This window comes from Pedobacter sp. D749 (genome assembly GCF_019317285.1).
GTDB lineage: Bacteria > Bacteroidota > Bacteroidia > Sphingobacteriales > Sphingobacteriaceae > Pedobacter.
On sequence record NZ_CP079218.1, the window covers coordinates 5502119 to 5520689 of the forward strand.

At 37.1% G+C, this 18571-nt stretch carries 13 protein-coding genes and 1 pseudogene; 2 read left to right on the forward strand and 12 right to left on the reverse strand.

What is annotated here, in order from left to right; genetic code table 11:
- Positions 1–53 precede the first annotated feature (53 nt).
- The 6 genes and pseudogenes from rpsB to pnuC form a co-directional block, all read right to left on the reverse strand.
- Positions 54–914 (reverse strand): 30S ribosomal protein S2, encoded by an 861-nt coding sequence (gene rpsB / locus KYH19_RS22645; protein WP_121287425.1) that lies wholly within the window; start codon positions 912–914, stop codon positions 54–56.
- A gap of 18 nt (positions 915–932) precedes the next feature.
- Complete coding sequence (gene rpsI, locus KYH19_RS22650) at positions 933–1319, reverse strand: 30S ribosomal protein S9 (RefSeq protein ID WP_025145383.1); 387 nt, start codon at positions 1317–1319, stop codon at positions 933–935.
- A 3-nt stretch (positions 1320–1322) separates the two neighbouring features.
- Positions 1323–1766 carry a 50S ribosomal protein L13 gene (rplM, locus tag KYH19_RS22655; protein WP_010602007.1) on the reverse strand — a complete coding sequence of 148 codons (444 nt, stop codon included), beginning with the start codon at positions 1764–1766 and terminating at the stop codon, positions 1323–1325.
- Between the two features lie 456 nt (positions 1767–2222).
- Positions 2223–2681: pseudogene (locus KYH19_RS22660) on the reverse strand (ORF6N domain-containing protein).
- A 118-nt stretch (positions 2682–2799) separates the two neighbouring features.
- Entirely contained in the window at positions 2800–3765 is a 966-nt protein-coding gene (locus KYH19_RS22665; protein ID WP_219076881.1) for an AAA family ATPase, read from the reverse strand.
- On the reverse strand, positions 3762–4373 hold the full coding sequence (pnuC, locus tag KYH19_RS22670; RefSeq protein ID WP_255562502.1) for a nicotinamide riboside transporter PnuC: 612 nt from the start codon (positions 4371–4373) through the stop codon (positions 3762–3764). The genes KYH19_RS22665 and pnuC overlap by 4 nt, the downstream gene beginning before the upstream one ends.
- 200 nt (positions 4374–4573) lie before the next feature.
- Here pnuC and KYH19_RS22675 point away from each other — a divergent pair, with 200 nt between their 5' ends.
- Together KYH19_RS22675 and KYH19_RS22680 are read left to right on the forward strand one after the other, a co-directional pair.
- Positions 4574–5653: a mechanosensitive ion channel family protein gene (locus tag KYH19_RS22675; protein WP_132398063.1), complete on the forward strand. Its 1080-nt coding sequence runs from the start codon at positions 4574–4576 to the stop codon at positions 5651–5653.
- 387 nt (positions 5654–6040) lie between these two features.
- Positions 6041–6496 carry a hypothetical protein gene (locus tag KYH19_RS22680; RefSeq protein ID WP_132398065.1) on the forward strand — a complete coding sequence of 152 codons (456 nt, stop codon included), beginning with the start codon at positions 6041–6043 and terminating at the stop codon, positions 6494–6496.
- A gap of 69 nt (positions 6497–6565) precedes the next feature.
- On the opposite strand, the gene KYH19_RS22685 is transcribed toward KYH19_RS22680, so the two are convergent.
- The 6 genes from KYH19_RS22685 to KYH19_RS22710 all read right to left on the reverse strand — a co-directional run bounded on the left by KYH19_RS22685 (position 6566) and on the right by KYH19_RS22710 (position 18425).
- Positions 6566–8857: a Tex family protein gene (locus tag KYH19_RS22685; protein ID WP_219076883.1), complete on the reverse strand. Its 2292-nt coding sequence runs from the start codon at positions 8855–8857 to the stop codon at positions 6566–6568.
- A gap of 497 nt (positions 8858–9354) precedes the next feature.
- Positions 9355–9927: a pentapeptide repeat-containing protein gene (locus KYH19_RS22690; protein WP_219076884.1), complete on the reverse strand. Its 573-nt coding sequence runs from the start codon at positions 9925–9927 to the stop codon at positions 9355–9357.
- A gap of 401 nt (positions 9928–10328) precedes the next feature.
- A complete protein-coding gene (locus tag KYH19_RS22695) occupies positions 10329–11315 on the reverse strand; it encodes a pyruvate dehydrogenase complex E1 component subunit beta (protein ID WP_132398071.1) in 987 nt (328 codons plus the stop codon).
- Positions 11316–11567: 252 nt separating this feature from the next.
- A complete protein-coding gene (locus tag KYH19_RS22700; RefSeq protein ID WP_132398073.1) occupies positions 11568–12125 on the reverse strand; it encodes a GNAT family N-acetyltransferase in 558 nt (185 codons plus the stop codon).
- A gap of 218 nt (positions 12126–12343) precedes the next feature.
- Positions 12344–15199 carry a PD-(D/E)XK nuclease family protein gene (locus KYH19_RS22705; protein ID WP_219076885.1) on the reverse strand — a complete coding sequence of 952 codons (2856 nt, stop codon included), beginning with the start codon at positions 15197–15199 and terminating at the stop codon, positions 12344–12346.
- 7 nt (positions 15200–15206) lie between these two features.
- On the reverse strand, positions 15207–18425 hold the full coding sequence (locus tag KYH19_RS22710; protein ID WP_219076886.1) for an exodeoxyribonuclease V subunit beta: 3219 nt from the start codon (positions 18423–18425) through the stop codon (positions 15207–15209).
- Positions 18426–18571: the final 146 nt, after the last annotated feature.

An 18571-nucleotide genomic window follows, 5' to 3' on the forward strand; every position in this document is an offset into this window, starting at 1 on the left:
ATGTTAAGCCAACTTAAAACCTGAAACCAGTAACCTGCAATTAAAAAATATTACTATTCTTCTGTTTTAGTCTCTTCTGATGAAGGAGCTTCAACTTCCGCTTCAGCAGTTGCCTTTTTAGTGGTTGGTCTTTTTTCACCAGCTCCTCTTGGCTCTTTTGCTTCAGGAGCATCAGCTGCAACTTTTGCTGCTACTGCTTCTTTTTCAGCCTCATCATCTTTTTCGCGTTTACGCTCATCTAAACCTTCTTCAATAGCTTTGATAATTACATCAGTAATTAAAGAGATTGATTTTGTAGCATCATCATTCGCCGGGATAGGGAAATCGATGTTAGAAGGATCAGAGTTAGTATCAACCATCGCAAAAGTAGGGATGTTTAATTTTAACGCTTCAGTAACTGCAATATGTTCTTTCTTAACATCAATTAAGAATAAAGCTGCAGGTAAACGGTTTAAATCAGCAATACCACCTAAAAGTGATTCTAATTTAATACGCTCACGTTGAATCATTAAACGCTCTTTTTTAGATAAGATCGAATAAGTACCGTCTTTAGTCATTTTATCGATGTTAGACATCTTTTTGATTGACTTACGAACAGTAGCAAAGTTAGTTAACATACCACCTAACCAACGTTCAGTTACGAAAGGCATGTTTACTTTTTTAGCTTGTTCAGCTACGATTCCTTTTGCTTGTTTTTTTGTTGAAACAAATAATACTTTACGTCCTGATTTTACGATTTGTTTAATCGCAGCCGCAGCTTCTTCAGTTTTAGTTAAAGTTTTATTTAAATCTATAATGTGAATTCCATTACGCTCCATGAAAATATAAGGAGCCATTTTTGGATTCCATTTACGGGTAAGGTGACCAAAGTGTACACCTGCATCCAATAAGTCTTGATAAGTTGTTCTTGCCATTGTCTTTGCCTCCTGTGATTAACGTTTACTGAATTGGAATTTCTTACGAGCTTTAGCACGTCCTGGTTTCTTACGCTCAACCATACGGTTATCACGTGTCATTAAACCTTTAGCACGTAAAGCAGGTTTTTTCTCCGCATCTAGTTCAACAATCGCCTTAGCAATAGCTAAACGAACAGCTTCTGCTTGTCCTTTTACTCCACCGCCTTGTACGTTTACAGTAATATCATAACGGCCAGTAAGCTCAGAAACTTCTAAACTTTGGTTTACGATATATTGTAATGGTAAAGTTGGGAAATATACTTTGTGATCTTTACCGTTAACGGTAATTGCGCCAGCACCATCTTTTAAGTAGATACGTGCAACAGCTGTTTTTCTTCTTCCTGAAGTGTTAGTAACTGACATTTCTTAAAGTTTAATGGTTTTTGGAGATTGAGCTGCATGAGGGTGAGTTTCACCAGCATACACAAAAAGATTGGTGTATAATTTTTTACCCAATTTAGTTTTCGGTAACATACCACGTACCGCTTTCTCGATTACACGTTGAGGGTGTTTCGCCATTAACTCTTTAGGAGAAATAAAACGTTGACCACCTGGATAACCAGTATAAGAAACATATTGCTTTTCGCTGAATTTGTTTCCTGTCAATTTAACCTTGTCTGCATTAATAACGATAACGTTATCTCCGCAATCTACGTGTGGGGTGTACTCAGGCTTGTTTTTACCACGGATGATCATAGCGATCTTCGATGACAAGCGCCCCAAAATCTCGCCTTGCGCATCAACAACAATCCACTGTTTGTTAACAGTTTTCGCATTGGCCGAGACAGTTTTGTAACTTAACGTATTCACTTGCTTGTATTTAATTTATTAAACAATTTATTATTCCCATTAAATTTGGGACTGCAAAGATAGATAGAATACTTTTATTATCAAATAGTTGATTGAAAATAGTTTTGCATTTTTACCTCGCGATCGTCATGCTGAATTTATTTAAGCATCTAATATGCCGTATCGTTTTTGAGGTTGTGAAAAACAAAACCAGAAATTCTTTGATTGGTTCCAGCCGGGCTTACACTAAATCTTTTAGGTAGGTTTTGTCATTCTGAGGTACGAAGAATCTGTTTCATCGGTTGCAGATTCTTCGTACCTCAGAATGACATAGTAAATGAAGCCGTTGCAAATTTGAAAAGATGCCGCTGCAATCCGTTTAGAAATTTAAGTATAATGATAAACTTACGGCGCCATTTCTCTGGTCAATCTTGAGGTTGCTATTTGTGACTTCAAGATTTTTAATGTTCATTAAAATTATAAATCATCAGGCATGTAGCCAATTCTCTTCCTTGGTCCAATTTTCTTATCAATGAGTCTATCCAGGTAGGTGAAAACCAACTCGATATTTTTATCATGATTATTCAACGTCTTTTTAATCTCTTCGATTTCAAGTTTGAGTTCGCCATTATCTACAATAAACTGGCGTATGCGCGAGAAAATCCTTACAATCTGTATATTCACTTGAATTGCTTGCTTACTATTCAATACACTCGATAGCATTAATATGCCATATTCGGTAAAAACATTGGGTAAATAAGTCCTTCCACCTCTTTTAGCTTTTGAGGTCACAATTTGTGACCTCAAAGATTCCCATTATTCACCGGTCAGTTGGAACATGAAATCATCGGGAAAACGTTCTATATTTCGGCGGATACTTTGATTTAAAACCCTAGTCTCTACCTCATAAAGCTCTGCCAGGTCACTATAGAGCATCACTTTAAGACCCCTTAGCTCAAATTTTATTAACTACAGTATTGTCAGGGATGATAGGAAGCACTTGTTTAGCTGTCATATCATTTTGAATTGAATCTAAAGATAAAAAATGATTTATTTAAACCAAAATCGAATCTACAATTTTCCTGATCTTTTCTTCCCGAGTTTTATAATCCCCACTGATCTGAATGTAGGTTATTCCACGCTTTTCAAGCTCACTCTTAAACAGATTAAACATCTCCAGCCGCCTATCTCCAAAATCGCGGAGATGATCGGCTACCCATTCTACATCGATGTCCAATAGAAAATATAAATCATAACAGATTTCTTTTTCAAGATCATTCAGGATCTGTGGAACTTCGTTCAGATAATATTGCGAATAAATTTTGGTGGTAATCAGATCGGTATCACAGAAAACAAGCTTGTTGGCGCTGTTTGTTTTTTCCTTAACTCTTTCGGTTTGTGCTGTCCCGATTTTGATAATGTCATCAATTGTGATATCATTCGAATTGATTAATTCGCGCGCAACTTCTGGAACAAAGGTCGTTTGATAATGTAAGGCCATTTTTTCAGCCATAGTCGATTTTCCTGTGCTTTCTGGGCCATAGAAACAAATTTTCTTTACAAAATATGGGCGGACTTCTTTTGGAATAAATTCCCAATATTGAAAAGGATGATTCCTGATTAGAGTTGCCGAAACGGGGATTGATTTTCTCGGCTCATCAAATAAGATATGTTCAGCTTGTAAGTTTGATGCAAATGGTTCGCCATAAAACTCAGAGCTAAAAAGAATATCAATTTTAGGATATATCTCCCGCATTCTAATTGCCCAAATATTTGTCCTTTCATTTATGGGCAGGCTTTCATCATCAAAATCATCAGGTATAAGAGTGGGTTTTACATCAGATTGATTCTTAAAAATCTCTTTGATCCATTCAAAACGTAAAACAGGATCAATCTTGTCAGCAGGAGTGAAACTCATTGATACAATCAGTTCGTCGCATTGCGAAGCCGCAAAATTAATAAGCGCAATATGCCCATTATGAATGGGCATAAATTTGCCAATAACTAAACCTCTTTTCATGCCGTTTTAGTGTAGCTTTTATATTCTTTAATCCAATGCCACAATGCAAAAGCAGCAATAATGGTGAAAATAAAGTATTCAACCCCCATAAACTTGATGCCTTTCAAAAAGTACAGGTAAGTGGCTACAATATCTATAATCAACCAGATAATCCAGCATTCTACTCTTTTCTGGATCATTAAAAAAGTCGTGATCACACTCATCACAAAAATAAATGAATCAATAAAAGGATAAGCGCTGGGTAAATTAAATAATAGCGGCAGCCAGTTGTGAAGTTGACTGGCCAATGTACCCATTAATAATGTGCCAATAATGCCAATAGCCAATAAAGTTAAAAATTGCCTTACAGGCATAAAGCTGATTTTGAGTTCTTTATTTTTATCTTCTTCTCCAGGCCTTGGATTTGTCCATCGCCACCAGCCCATGATGTTGGTTACAAAAAAGAAAACCATTAAAAACATATCGGGGTAAAGCTGACTTTGATAATATAGAAAGGCTGATAAAAATACATTGACAATACCCATGGGCCAACTCCAAACGCTGGCTTTTGCTGAAAGTATAACGGAAATAATCCCGGTAATTACAGCAAAAAATTCTAAATAGCTCATTTTATAGCCAAGGACTGTGAAAAATATGCTATGGGTATCGAAAAAATCCATCTTTTTCTTTTTTTTGAAATCTACAAAATGCTAATGTAAATAATTTATTTGCGGCTATTGGTTTTCCATTGGCAAACAATCCAAAAATATAGCTGTTATAAGAACATCAAATGGCTAATTGCCATTTTTATTAACCAGCAGATTCTTTTATGCAATTTCTCGACCAGGTTTTCGGTTATCCTATCCCTTTATTTTTTAAGAACCTAATCATTGGTTTGATCGCAGTATCTCTTGGTATTTTAATCAAGTTTATCATTCACAAAACTTTTATCTTGCTTTCGCGTTGGTGGGATTTTATCATTATAAAATCTACATTAAAGCATTTGAGGAGGCCTGTAGCTGTTTTTATTCCTTTATCGTTCCTTAACTTCTCCTTAACGCTGATGGAAATGGCGCCAACATATCGTCTTCCAATGGCCAAAATATTAGAGATTGCCCTGACCATTACTTTTGCGCTTATTTTGGTAAGGACAATTAACGTTTTGGAAGATTATTTCTATCTTAAATATGATCTAAACAAAGAAAACAACCTGAAAGAGCGCAAAATCAGAACGCAGTTGGAGTTTGTTAGAAAGTTTATTGTTTCGCTTATTATTTTAATTACTGCTGCTATTATTTTATTGAGTTTTGAAAGCATGCGCAAAATCGGGGCGGGGCTGCTTACCGGAGTTGGAATAGGCGGGATTATCATTGGTTTTGCAGCGCAGAAATCGCTTGGAAATTTGTTGGCAGGCTTTCAGATTGCCTTTACCCAGCCGATCAGGATTGATGATGTTGTAATTGTAGAAGGCGAATGGGGTAAGGTAGAAGAAATTACCCTAACGTATGTAGTAGTCAATATTTGGGATCAACGGCGGTTAATTCTACCAATTACCTATTTTATCGAAAAGCCCTTCCAAAACTGGACGCGTGTTTCAGCTGATTTGCTTGGAACGGTATTTTTATATCTTGACTATACCATCCCAATCGAACCGATGCGGCAGGAATTGACCCGGCTTTTAAATGCTGATCCGCTTTGGGATAAGCGCGTAAATGTAGTACAGGTTACAGATAGTACAAAAGATGGTGTTATTGAAGTGCGTTTTTTAATGAGTGCTTCAAATTCTTCCAGGGCTTTTGATTTACGTTGCCATGTAAGAGAAGCGATGATTGCTTTTATCCAGAATAATTATCCTGATAGTTTACCTAAAACAAGATTACAACATCGGGATAAGTTTGCGGGTTTGTAGTTTTTATAATCTAAGACAACTACGTCATTTTTCCTATAGTCATTATTTTCAGAAGCTAAAAGATAGATTTTACCTTTAAGAGTTTCTAAGATTTCAGAAAGTGTAACGAAAAAACTATCCTGGAATAAGAGCAGCTGGTTTTAAAGATTTTTAATCGGAGAACTTTCTGGAAACTGATCACCCCGATGCTGCGATAAAGGAATTTGTGTCGCAGATATAGGCACCTTAACAGGATAATTTTTAGCACACCAGCTATCAAAACAAATAAAGTATTCTAAAACTACCTAAAAATAGGTAGTTCTTTTTACCTGAAATATGGTATTTTTAGTATAGCCACAGGTTTTGGCATTTTTTTTGGTCCCTAGAATAGTAAAACAACTAAAATCTATGAAAAAAGGATTAAAATTATTATCTCTTGCGCTTGTTCTAACGTTATTATTTTCTTGTAAAAAAGATTCAGAGGGTACTCCTGCAACAAGTGGTAAAACCGCAAAATTTACCATCACCGCAAACGGTGTGAATTCATCTGATGACTATGTTTCTTTCGTGATTGTAGGTGGTGATACTAAAGGCACTAAAACCATCTGGAAGGTAAATGGAGTGACCAGAAATAATGAAGCTGCTATTTCTTTAGGGAAAGACGATTTCACTGGAAGTACCAAAACCTATGTAATTGAGACTGTATTACCGGTTGATGTAATTACTACCAGCGTGCAGTGCCTTAACTTTAACGCCAGTTATCAGATCAGCTACAAAGCAGAGATAGATGGTAAAGTGATCACTAATGATGATGGTGTTACAGTAGATGTTAATAAAGATTATACCCATCAATTCGACTATTAATCTCTCATAATTAAATCCCCATACTGAACGGCACAGGCCAAGCTTGTGTCGTTCAGTAACTATGGAATACTATTTGAACATCCCCTTCAGTTTTGCTAATTTCTCTTGTAAATCGCCATCCGCATCTTTTGGCTCATTACGAGGCTTGAAGTTTTGTTTACTGTTGTTCGATTTGAAATCCGGCTTAGGTTTCTGCTCCCTGGACTCCCGACTGCGGACTTCCGACTTCGGATTAACTTCTGTTTTCATTGATAGCGAAATGCGTTTGCGGGCAGCATCAACTTCCATTACCGTTACTTCTACTTTTTGATGTACTTTAACGATGTCATTTGGATTCGCTACAAAACGATTCGCAAGTTGACTGGTATGCACCAGACCATCCTGATGGACACCAATATCTACAAAGGCACCGAAATTGGTAATGTTGGTTACAATTCCGGGAAGTTTCATACCCACTCTTAAATCGGCAATTTCATTTACACCATCAGTAAAACTAAAAGCCTCAAATTGCTCTCTCGGGTCGCGACCTGGTTTAGCCAATTCCTTTAAGATATCATTCAAAGTTGGTAAACCGATTTCATCTGTAACATATTGTTGTGGCTTAATCTGCTTTTGCAATTGTGTATCTTTCATTAAAGCAGAGACGGTAGTACCCAGATCTTTTGCCATTTTATCTACTACCGCATAACGTTCAGGGTGAACACCACTGGTATCTAAAACATTTTCCGCATTGCGGATACGTAAGAAACCTGCCGCCTGTTCGTAAGCTTTGTCGCCTAAACGAGGTACTTTTTTCAAGCTTTCACGGTTTTTAAAAGCACCATTTGTATTGCGGTAATCAACAATATTTTGCGCTAAAGTAGGACCTAAGCCAGAAACATAGGCCAGGATTTGTTTGGAGGCGGTATTTAATTCTACACCTACAGCATTTACCGCACTGATTACGGTATCATCTAAACTTGCCTGTAATTTGTTTTGATCAACATCGTGCTGGTATTGACCAACGCCGATAGATTTTGGGTCGATTTTCACCAATTCGGCCAACGGATCCATTAAACGGCGTCCTATTGAAACTGCTCCACGCACGGTAATGTCCTGGGTAGGAAATTCTTCTCTGGCTACTTCCGATGCTGAATAAATCGAAGCACCACTTTCGTTAACCATTACTATTGTAATGTGTGGTAAATTCAATGCTCTAACAAAAGTTTCGGTTTCTCTTCCTGCGGTACCGTTGCCAATAGCTATAGCTTCAATGTTGTGTTTTTCGCAAAGTTGTTGTATCGTAAACTCAGCGTTTTTCACATTTCCCTGTCCGGTATGCGGATAAATGGCTGTATTCTCTAACAATTGACCTTGTTTATCCAAACAAACGACTTTACAGCCAGTACGGAAACCTGGGTCAATTGCCAATACATTTTTTTGCCCCATTGGAGCTGCCAATAACAATTGACGTGCATTTTCGGCAAAAACCCGGATGGCTTCCTGATCTGCTTTTTGTTTGGTGAAAACCCGAAGTTCGGTTTCCATTGCTGGTTCCAACAAGCGTTTATAACCATCTTCTAAAGCTTGCTGAACTTGCTTTGAAGCGGCATTATTGCCTAAAATAAACTGGTTCTCTAAAATAGCGATAGCATCTTCAGCTGGTGGAAGTGCATCTAATCTCAAGATTAGTTCCTTTTCGCCACGGCGCATGGCCAAAACACGGTGTGATGCAGCTGTTTTAACCGGCTCGCTCCATTCGAAGTAATCTTTATATTTAATGCCTTCTTCTTCTTTTCCTTTGATTACTTCTGATTTAAATACAGCTTTTTCCTGAAAATAAGTACGCATTTTGGTGCGTGCCTCAGCATTTTCAGAAATCATTTCAGCTATGATATCCCTGGCTCCGGCTAAAGCTTCGTCAAGTAAATTCACACCTTTCTCTATATTAATAAATTTCTCAGCTGATGCGGCTAAATCAAAAGTATTCTGCTCAAATATCTGCAAGGCCAAAGGTTCTAATCCTTTTTCTTTTGCAACTGATGCACGTGTTTTACGCTTAGGTTTAAACGGCAGGTAAATGTCTTCTAAGAGTGAAATGGTTTCTGCTTCGTTGATCTTTTTTTCCAGTTCGGGTGTCAGTTTACCAAGTTCGTTCATCGATTTTAAAATTGCTTCACGGCGTTTATCTAAATCTCGCAACTGTAAAACCCGATCGCGGATTGCTGCTACCTCAACTTCGTCTAAACTGCCCGTCACCTCCTTACGATAGCGCGATATAAAGGGTACAGTTGCACCTTCATCTAACAAATTTATGGTTGCTGTTACTTGCTTTTCTGCAACTTTTAATTCGGCTGCAATTATTTTATGGTGGGTTAACATATCCTAAAGGTAAAAATTAAAGAAAGCAAAGCTAATCAGGATTTGCGGGATTTAATTATTTTTAGAATGAAGTTATCCACCGAAATTTGTGAGTAAGTTTTTGAAAAAAGGAATGATTATCTTTACTGCGTTCGGTCATTTTTCCATTTATAAACAGCCAGCTATTGGGAAAGAGTTTTATAAGTCTTTACTTTTCAGCTTCTGTAATTCTGTCCGGTAAGTTCTAATCTTCCAATTTAAATTTTATCCAGCTCGTCGGGAATAGCCATGTTTTTAGTGAATTTAATTCTCAGCGTGCCTATGTTTAAAGTCAGGCATGCCATTACTGATTATTTCTTTGGCTTCAGATATGGCTTTATGTATAGTTTCACGGATTTTACTATAACAGTTTTTGTGTTTCAACAGGGAAAGTAGCGATGTATTGATCGATGTCCTCTCGTTTGGGCTGTTCTATTCTCGGTGGTTTTGTAAACTGAATTTATAAAATTTATCAGAAGTTATTCGCTGATCTGGATATCGTATTTATGCAATAAGCCTGCAAGGCCAGATTTTGAAAATCTTGCTTTTTTGATCCTATTGTTATCTGGATCTATGGAGTAATTGTAAGCCGTTTTAAAATCTGCCTTTTCTAGTATTGTTCTGTCAAAAGTGACTTTTAATAAATCACAATTGTCTAATATTGCGCTGCTTAAGTCACATTCAGAGAAGTCGACTTCATGTAACTGTGAGTTTTTGAAATTGGTTTTTTTTAATTTTAATTTATAAAACGAGGAATGATCTAATTTGCAGTTAGTAAAACTAAATGCCAGGCCGAAATCGTTACAGTTATCAAACCTTAAACCAAGCATTTTACAATCGTGGAAATCAGCATCGATAAAGGATGTTTTGGTTAAATCAGCCAAACTTAAATTGCAGGAAATGAATTGACAGTCTAAAAATTTTGTACCGCTTAAATCTGAACCGGAAAAATCGCAATTGATGAATTTACAGTTTTCATATTCTGCTTTTGGAAGTGAGCGTATGGTAAAATCAGTCTTTTCGAAGGTTTGATCGGCTATGTATTCGGGCATGAACTGGAATTTAAGGTTTAGCGAAGATAAAAATATTAGTTTGGAAACCCGCGAGGTTTAATCCGATCGTCACCCTGATCTGTAGTGCAGCGGAAAGCTACGAAGTAAATTTATTTCAGGTTCTTTTCCTGCTATTAAAATTCATAAGCATTCCTTAGGTGTTCAATATTTTGAAAAGCAGGGTTGGTGTGCTTCGGTTGCGAAAACCCCGCTATCCGCTTCAAAGCCTTGGCTCGTTCCTCGCCTTCGGGTTTTCCGCTACTATCGGGTTTATTTAACCTGAGCCTTTCGTTCTTGGAATACAAAACCTGTGAGGTTTAAAATAAAAAAAAAATCCCCCAAATTGCTTTGGAGGATTTATATCTTTTGGTCTTCGGCTAAGCTCAGACTACAATTTGTAATTACTTTTTAACGTACATTACTTCTTTTACCGCTTTAACTACACGCTCAGCATTTGGTAAGCTTGCTGCAATTAAAGTTGGTGAATATGGAAGTGGAACGTCTGCACAAGTGATACGTAAAACCGGTGCATCCAAATAATCGAATGCATGTTTTTGTACCATGAAAGCAATCTCTCCGGAAAGAGATGCCAATGGCCAGGCCTCTTCTACCACAACTAAACGGTTTGTTTTTTTAACAGAGTTGATAATGGTATCATAATCGATAGGACGTACAGTACGTAAATCAATAACTTCTACATTAATTCCTTCTTTAGTTAACTCTTCTACAGCTGGGTTTACAACGCGGGTTAACATTTTACCAAAAGTTACGATGGTTACATCAGTACCTTCTTTAGTTACTTTAGCTTTACCAAGTTCGATATAGTATTCCTCTGCAGGAACATCGCCTTTATCGCCGTACATTACTTCAGATTCCATGAAAATAACCGGATCCTGATCTATAATTGATTGTTTTAATAATCCTTTTGCATCGTAAGGTGTAGCTGGAACTACTACTTTTAGTCCTGGCGTATTTGCAAACCAGTTTTCGAAGTTTTGAGAGTGTTGTGCACCTAATTGGCCTGCATTACCTGTTGGACCACGGAAAACCATTGGACATGAGAACTGACCACCACTCATTGATAAGATTTTAGCTGCTCCGTTGATAATCTGATCGATCGCAACTAAAGAGAAGTTAAATGTCATGAACTCTACAATTGGAACAAGGCCAGCTGTTGCGGCACCAGTTGCAATACCTGCGAAACCTAGTTCGGCAATTGGGGTATCGATAATGCGTTTCGCACCAAATTCATCAAGCATACCCTGACTTACTTTGTACGCACCGTTATATTCTGCTACTTCTTCACCTAATAAAAAAACGCGGTCATCTTTACGCATTTCTTCGCTCATGGCTTCGCGTAGTGCTTCTCTAAATTGGATTTCTCTCATTGTAAATTTTAATAACGGTGGCAAATATAATTATTAATCGCTTTGAAACCAAAGGCTATAATGCCTATGTTTTGTAATAATTATAGGTAATTCTCTTAATTATTTAGCCTTTTTGAAGAGGTGTTTTTTGTTTATTTGTCAAAAGAAGAAATAATATTGGGCGATTGTGTTTTTGATAAGCTTATTGTATCAAAGCTTTTGCTTTTTCCGAAATATCTTCTCCAAAAACATTTGGTTCCGATTATAGCTAACTTAATGATTAGGATTTAATAATCCATAAATTTCACTATCAAGAAATTGGCCCCTAAAATAATAATCCTGTTTAAAAAGTGCCTCTTTTACAAAGCCATGTTTGAGCAACATCTGTCTTGAAGCATCGTTTTCTACATTAATGTTTGCACTGATGGTATGCAAATTCACTTCTTCGAAACCAAAAGCAATTGATTTTTTCAGTGCTTCGGAGATAATTCCTTGTCGCCAATAATCAGGGTGCAGCATGTAGCCGATCTCGGCACGGTGGTTGGCAAAATCGGTGCGCCAGTAACCAACAGAACCAATCATTTGATCGGGATTTTCTTTTAAACCAATTACCCAGGCCAGGTTATCGCCATTTTCATAGCCATTTCTAAATCGGGAAATAAAATCTTTGATCTCGAAAATATCTTTGGGCCTTTCCCTGTCGATGTATTTCATTACCGTTTCGTTGATACGCATGGCAAAAAGCGCTTCAGCGTCGGCAATATCATGTTCGCGGAGGATTAAGCGTTCGGTTTCAAGAACCGGGAATTTTGTGAAGTTTAAGGTTAACATTTTTAAATTTAAGAGATTAACCGCAAAGCACGCAAAGTTTTTCGCGAAGGACACAAATTTTTGTCTTACCACAGAGCACACGGAGATTTCACTGAGGATATAAAGTTGATATTTCTCAATCCAGCTCTTTTACTCTGTGGCTTACTTTGTGTGCGCTGTGGTTATTTTACTAAGCAATAGCACTCTTTGCAATTTACTTTATTTCTTTGCGGTTGAAACTATTTCCCAAACAAGGTTTTATAAATAGAGTATTTGTAGTTATCCTCAACTGCGCTGGCCACAAAATAGGGGGCTTCAAAAAGTTCGGTCAGTTTTTTTCTTAATTCGGCAAGGAATTCTGGTTTGATTTCTTCTAAAAAGGTTCCGGATAGATTTTGCCTGCCAGATTTAAACCAAACGCCATCTGCGCTCATGGTTTTTACTACATATAAATTTGGTTCTACAAAACTTTTGCCCGAAAATTGTTCGTAAGCATAAGTGTATAATAAAGTTTGGATCAACGCTTTATTAATATGTTTGCCGTCAGAGTTGAATAACTCTGGAATATCTTTAAAAGTTAACTTGTCACTACCGGTTTTATAATCAATAATTTTAGTAACACGGTCTTTAACATCAACACGATCGATAAAGCCAAAAATTTTAACGCTGGCTTCATTCCCTCTTAACGGAAAACTGATTTCAGCCTCTACCTTTTGTTCTAAACTAATAATATTAAAAGGGCTTTGCGCTTCATCCTGATTTAAAATGATATTCACATACGCATCTACAATAGATATAATAACCTTTTGCATGCCTTTGTATTCCATTATCATATCTGGATTTTTGAACATCACAACATTAAAGGCTTTTTGTATCAGATGAGGAATCTGTTTGCGCTTCTCTTTAATACGTTCGGCAGTAATTTCAGCAGACCTTAAATCCTCGTAAAAATACTCCATCACTTTGTGCAGGATCGAACCAATTTCGTTGGCTTCTACCACTGCACTAATCTCTTTAGGTTCTTTAATCCCAGCGATGTAATTGAAAAAGAAATCTATTGGGTTGGAAATGTATTGAGTGAGTGCCGAAGGCGAAAGCACTTTCTTTTTGTCGAGATACTTTTGGAGGGTTTCCTGGATAAAAGCATTATTAGTTTTTTCGATGCGAACTTCTTTAAAGGCTTCGGTTTTTACCTCCAGATTAAGTTCACTATAGGCAAAATCGAAGCCGCTTTCATACTCAAGCTGCTTTAAAATTCTGCTGGCTTCACCCGAGGTAGATTCGTCGGTTAAGCTGTTATAGACAAAATTGATATTCTTTGCCCGTTGTAATAGACGGTACACCATGTATGAGGAAATGGCATCAAGATTTTCAAGAACCGGCAGGCCGTAAACACGACGTATAGAATCGGGAATAAAACTATTGCCAATGGATGATTTTGGAATAATACCTTCATTAAAACCTAAAATTACCACCTTATCAAAGTTTAAATTCCGGGTTTCAAGCAGTCCCATCACCTGAATGCCATTTAGCGGATCGCCTGAAAGCGGCACTGCAATGGCCTGAAGCGATTTTTGAACGAGATAAATTACAAAAGGGATTTCCTCTTTTCCGATATGGTTGCTAAAGGTATCGTGTAAACGGTTTAACTCCTGTATGGTTTTTACAAACAGTTCCGCATCGATTTTTTTAAGTGTTTTGGCATTTGATAACCGGGATAATACATAATCCAGCACATCCAGTAAATTAGTAACCACATGCTGCGGATCATCGATTTTCTTATAAAAAGTTTCAAATAGTCCGCTTTGTCTTAACAGGCGTTTATGATCGATCTCTACCTTGTTTTCTTCCAATAGTGCGGTTAAAATTTTATCACGCATTTTCTGGGTAAGACCCGTTAAAGGATGCGTTAAAAAAGCTTCTATATTTTTATAACTTATTTTGTCCCGCTGTAAAATTTCTAACTGACTCCCTAACCATAAATCAACTAAACCAAAGATACTTGAGGTTGATAAAGCAAAACCCATGGTTACGTTGAGGTCGATTTCTTTTCCATTCAGGTTAGTTGGAATCGTTTGCAGCGTGGGGATCAGCAGGCTTTCATCTGCTAAAACTACTACTGTTTTTCCAACAGTTTCAGCTGCTGTATAATCTTCTGATAAAATATTATTCAGGATCTTGGCCTGTGCAGATTGTCCCTGTACCTTAAAAACATTGACCTGGTGTGGGACAGATTTCATTAAACTTTCCTGTCCTGCAAATTCATTTTTCAATCCAAGCTGGTTGATGTCTTTACGTAAAAACAAACCTGCTTCCTGCGAAACATCATCTAAATAATAGGGATCGGCATCAAAATAAAATAATGCCTTTTCAGCATCTTGTAGCTGGGTAAATATTTTAGCCTCGGCCCTGCTTAATGCATTAAACCCAACAAAAATGATCTTACCTTTATCGAAATTCGAAATAAATTCCTGGTGATTCGTAATATCATCAGCCAGATGGCGGTAAACGGAACCATTAGTTAAATATCCCTGTTCTTTGAGCGTTGCGTGGAATTTATGGTAAAGTTTGGGCATCCTTCGCCACATCTTGATGAAAAGCTCCTGTTGTTTTTTATGTTTTCCTTCTGAATAGGAAGTCCAGAACTGGGAAAGAAACTCATATTGTTCGGAACTTAAATAATCGAAATCCTTGTTTATAACCGATATATCTTCCAGATCGCGGTATAATTTTTCAGCATCAACCAGATCAGCATCAATCTGATTAAAATCACTTAAGATGATCTTTGCTAAAGGAAAAAATTTGTGACTTGATATGTTTTCCAGCTTCTCTTCTGCGAGCAGTTGGTTATAAATTCTATGAAGGGTAAAAAACTGCAGGTAAAAATCGGCTATTTTATAACTGGTAGAATTGGCAAAAAAATCCTGTATGGTAAAAAATGACGGACTGAAAAATGGTTTTCCGATGATATCAGCAAAGTGTTTCTGCAAATACGCAGATGGACGTTTGTTGTTAAAAACAATGGCGCAGCTTTCCAGTTGATTTCCAAACCGGGTAACTAAATCTTCGGCAACTTCCTGTAAAAATGGTTTCATCTGCATATTATACTAATTTCAATTTGCCTTTAACTGCGTAGAAAATATAGGTTTTGATATTCTGATACCCCATTTCACTAAGTAAGGTTCTGTAATTATTTACCTGTTCAATGTGTTTATCACTTTCTTCCAAAGTAAATTTATAATCGATGATTATTACTTCATTGGCGTTAATTAATACCCGGTCAGGACGGTGCAGTTTACCATTGGCATCAATAATATTTTTTTCTACAATGCTTTCGCTTGCGTTAGCAAAAATGGCCTGCAGTTCTGGATTGTTCAATACTTCCAGTGCTGAATCGGTTAATTTCTGCTTTTCTTCTTCTTTGATAATGCCCTGTAAAACCAGGTTTGTCGTGTAATCTTCTACTTCATTTGTATTACTTGCACTGGCTAGAATATCGTGTAATAAGGACCCCTTTCGGCCTGATTTTTCAATGTTAACCAGGTGTTTTAAATGTTTTTCTGCTGAGGGAACATAGAGTTCCGATAAACGGGTTGTGGTTGGATAACTAGTTAAGTTGATGAAATTCGAATCTTCTGTCTTACTTTCAATAGTTACAGGTTCTGCAATTTCGTACACGCCGTTTTCATCAAACTGCTCATCAAAAGTGAAATTGATTACATCACCCATATTGGATAATTTCAATTCCTTTTTGGTCATTGTAGCAATGTAAAGGTAATCTTTTGATCGTGTGGTAGCCACATAAAGCATGTTAAGGGCATCCATATTATTATAAAGAAGTTCTTCGTAATATGCCTTTGCAATTGCCGAATCGGCCAATGCTTCGTTGTATTTTAAAGGGATACCTTTCAATTCTTTATAAACTGTTTCTTCCGATGAAACCCAAAAAGTGCTATTGGGTTTGCCTTTGATCTCCCAATTACAAAAAGGAACAAAAACAGCCCTAAAAGCTAAACCTTTCGATTTGTGGATAGTAATAATCTGTATCGCATCGGCACCTTCAGGCGATGGTAATGATTTTTTAATACCGTCTTCTTCCCACCAGGTTAAAAATGAAATGATGCCTTTTTCGCCAAGTTTTGCAGCAGAGGCAGTCAGATCTCTAAATGCCAGCAGGTAGGGAAGATTGGCAGTTAAGTTTTTCAATCCATAACTTTCAATTAATATCTCTACAAGCTCGGGAAGTGGAAGTTGTAACCAACTTTGCCAGTTTTCGCATAGCTCAACCGGTAAAACAGTGGTAAGTGTACTTAAAGGTTTATTGCTAAGGTTAAAGTAATAATTGGCATCAATCTCTTTTTCGTGCAGCGAATGATAAAGTGCAATACAGTTGGCTTTATATAATGCTGTTTGTGCTTCTAAACCAATAAGTACTTTTAAAGTATTAATAATGAGCTGTATGGCAGAGTTGTTAGAAATCAATAATGCATCGCCAGACAAAACTGGCAAGCTATGTTCCATTAATTTTTTAACAGTTAATAAAGCTTCGCTGTTCGAACGAACCAAAATGGCAATATCTTTTAGCGCATACTGCTGTTCGTTTTTGAGGTAATTTATTTCTTCAACAATATCATCTAAGGCTATATCTCTAAAAACAGTTTCTGTAAACCGGGCTTCATGAGGTGCATGATCTTTACCAAACTTTTTAATCTTAATGGTTCCTCCTTTTAAGGTATTGGTAGCAAAGTTTTGGGTAGAGCCACTGTAAATATCGGTAATAATTTGTTGGTAGTGCTGTTCTTGCCACCATTTGGAAATGCTTTCGGGTTTGGTAGCGAGGTTTTCGTTCAGTTCGTTCTGCAACGTTAATGGGATAGCCTTATAAAGAAAATTATTGAAAGTGATGACGTTTTCAGAACTCCGGTAATTCTCTTCTAAACTTTCTTCCAATACATTTTCAGCACCAACATCTAACCTGGCATGTTTATGAAGAATGTTCCAATCTCCATTGCGCCAGCGGTAAATAGACTGTTTTGTGTCGCCAACAATCAAGTGATCGATTAAATCCTGACTAGGCGTAGCCATTGCATTGGTCAAGAGTGATTTAAAACTTCCCCATTGGCTTGTAGAGGTATCCTGAAACTCGTCGAATAAAAAATTACGGTAGCGGTTACCAACTTTCTCCCAGATAAAAGAGGGATTGTCGCCGGCATCTTCTGTAATTCCCGAAATCAGTTTTTGTGCATCACTGATCAGCAGGTTATCATTTTCGGCCCGGTATTCTTTCAATAACACAGCAATTTCCTGCATCAACCTTAAATAATAGAGGTTTTTATTAAAAGCGATAGCCAAACTGTAGTTCGGTAAATGCTTTAAATAATGCGCTTTTAACTTTTGCAGTATCGGATTTACCGTATCATAAGCTTCAGGAAAATTTGCATTTTTTTGAAACCATTCTTCGGGCTCATCAATTAAATTGAAAAGTGGTTCAATCTTCGAGAAATCGCCTCTGGCAACTAGAATAATTTTAGCTAGTGGACTTCTCGATTTTCCTTTTAGGTGTTCAGTTTCTACCCCGATTACATTTAAAGCTTCGTTGGCTTCTGTTGCCAGTGAAACCAGTTCCTCTTCGAAGTTCTTGATTTCTGCCTTGGTAATACTAATGTATTTTTTAAATAATTCGTCGATGTTTTCTAAACCTAACGCGCTAACTGCATCTTCAAAAATCTGGAAACGTTCCGAAAATATTTCGCCGATCAGGTTATAGAGTTCAAATTTATAATTCCAGCTTTTATTATCGCTGATGCGTTCGATGGCCAGATCGATAATCCATTGCAAAAGCTGTTTGTTATGGTCTAAAGCTTCATCCAGTTTATTTACAAGATCATCTTTCACCTTATCATAATTCATTTCTAAATTATAATCGGCATTAAGGCCCAGTTCGAAGGCAAAACCCCGGATTACTTTTTGCACAAAACCATCAATGGTGCTCACCGAAAAACGGCTGTAATCGTGTAAAATTTTACGGTAAATTTTATCTGCTTTAAACTGCAGTTCCTGAGGATTTAATATCGGATAGGCGAGTAAAATGATTTTCCGATAATCTTCAATTTTTTTTGATGGATTACCCTTTGCCAACCCTAACAATACTTCCAGAATCCTGGTTTTCATTTCCTCCGTGGCCTTATTGGTAAAGGTTACCGCTAAAATTTCGCGGTATTTATTGTCGCCGCTGAAAAGCAGCGTAAGGTAATGTGCAGTTAAACTGAACGTTTTACCAGAACCTGCGGAGGCTTGAAGAATTTTGAGGGGTTGGGGCATATAGTTTTTCTAATTCCCCTTCTTTGGAGGGGTGCCCATAGGGCGGGGTGGTTTAATCTCTTTTAATTAGTGTTTAGGATAGTTGCTTTCCATATTCTTTAACAATATACTCTTCCAAGCCCATGATTACATAATCCATTTGTTTC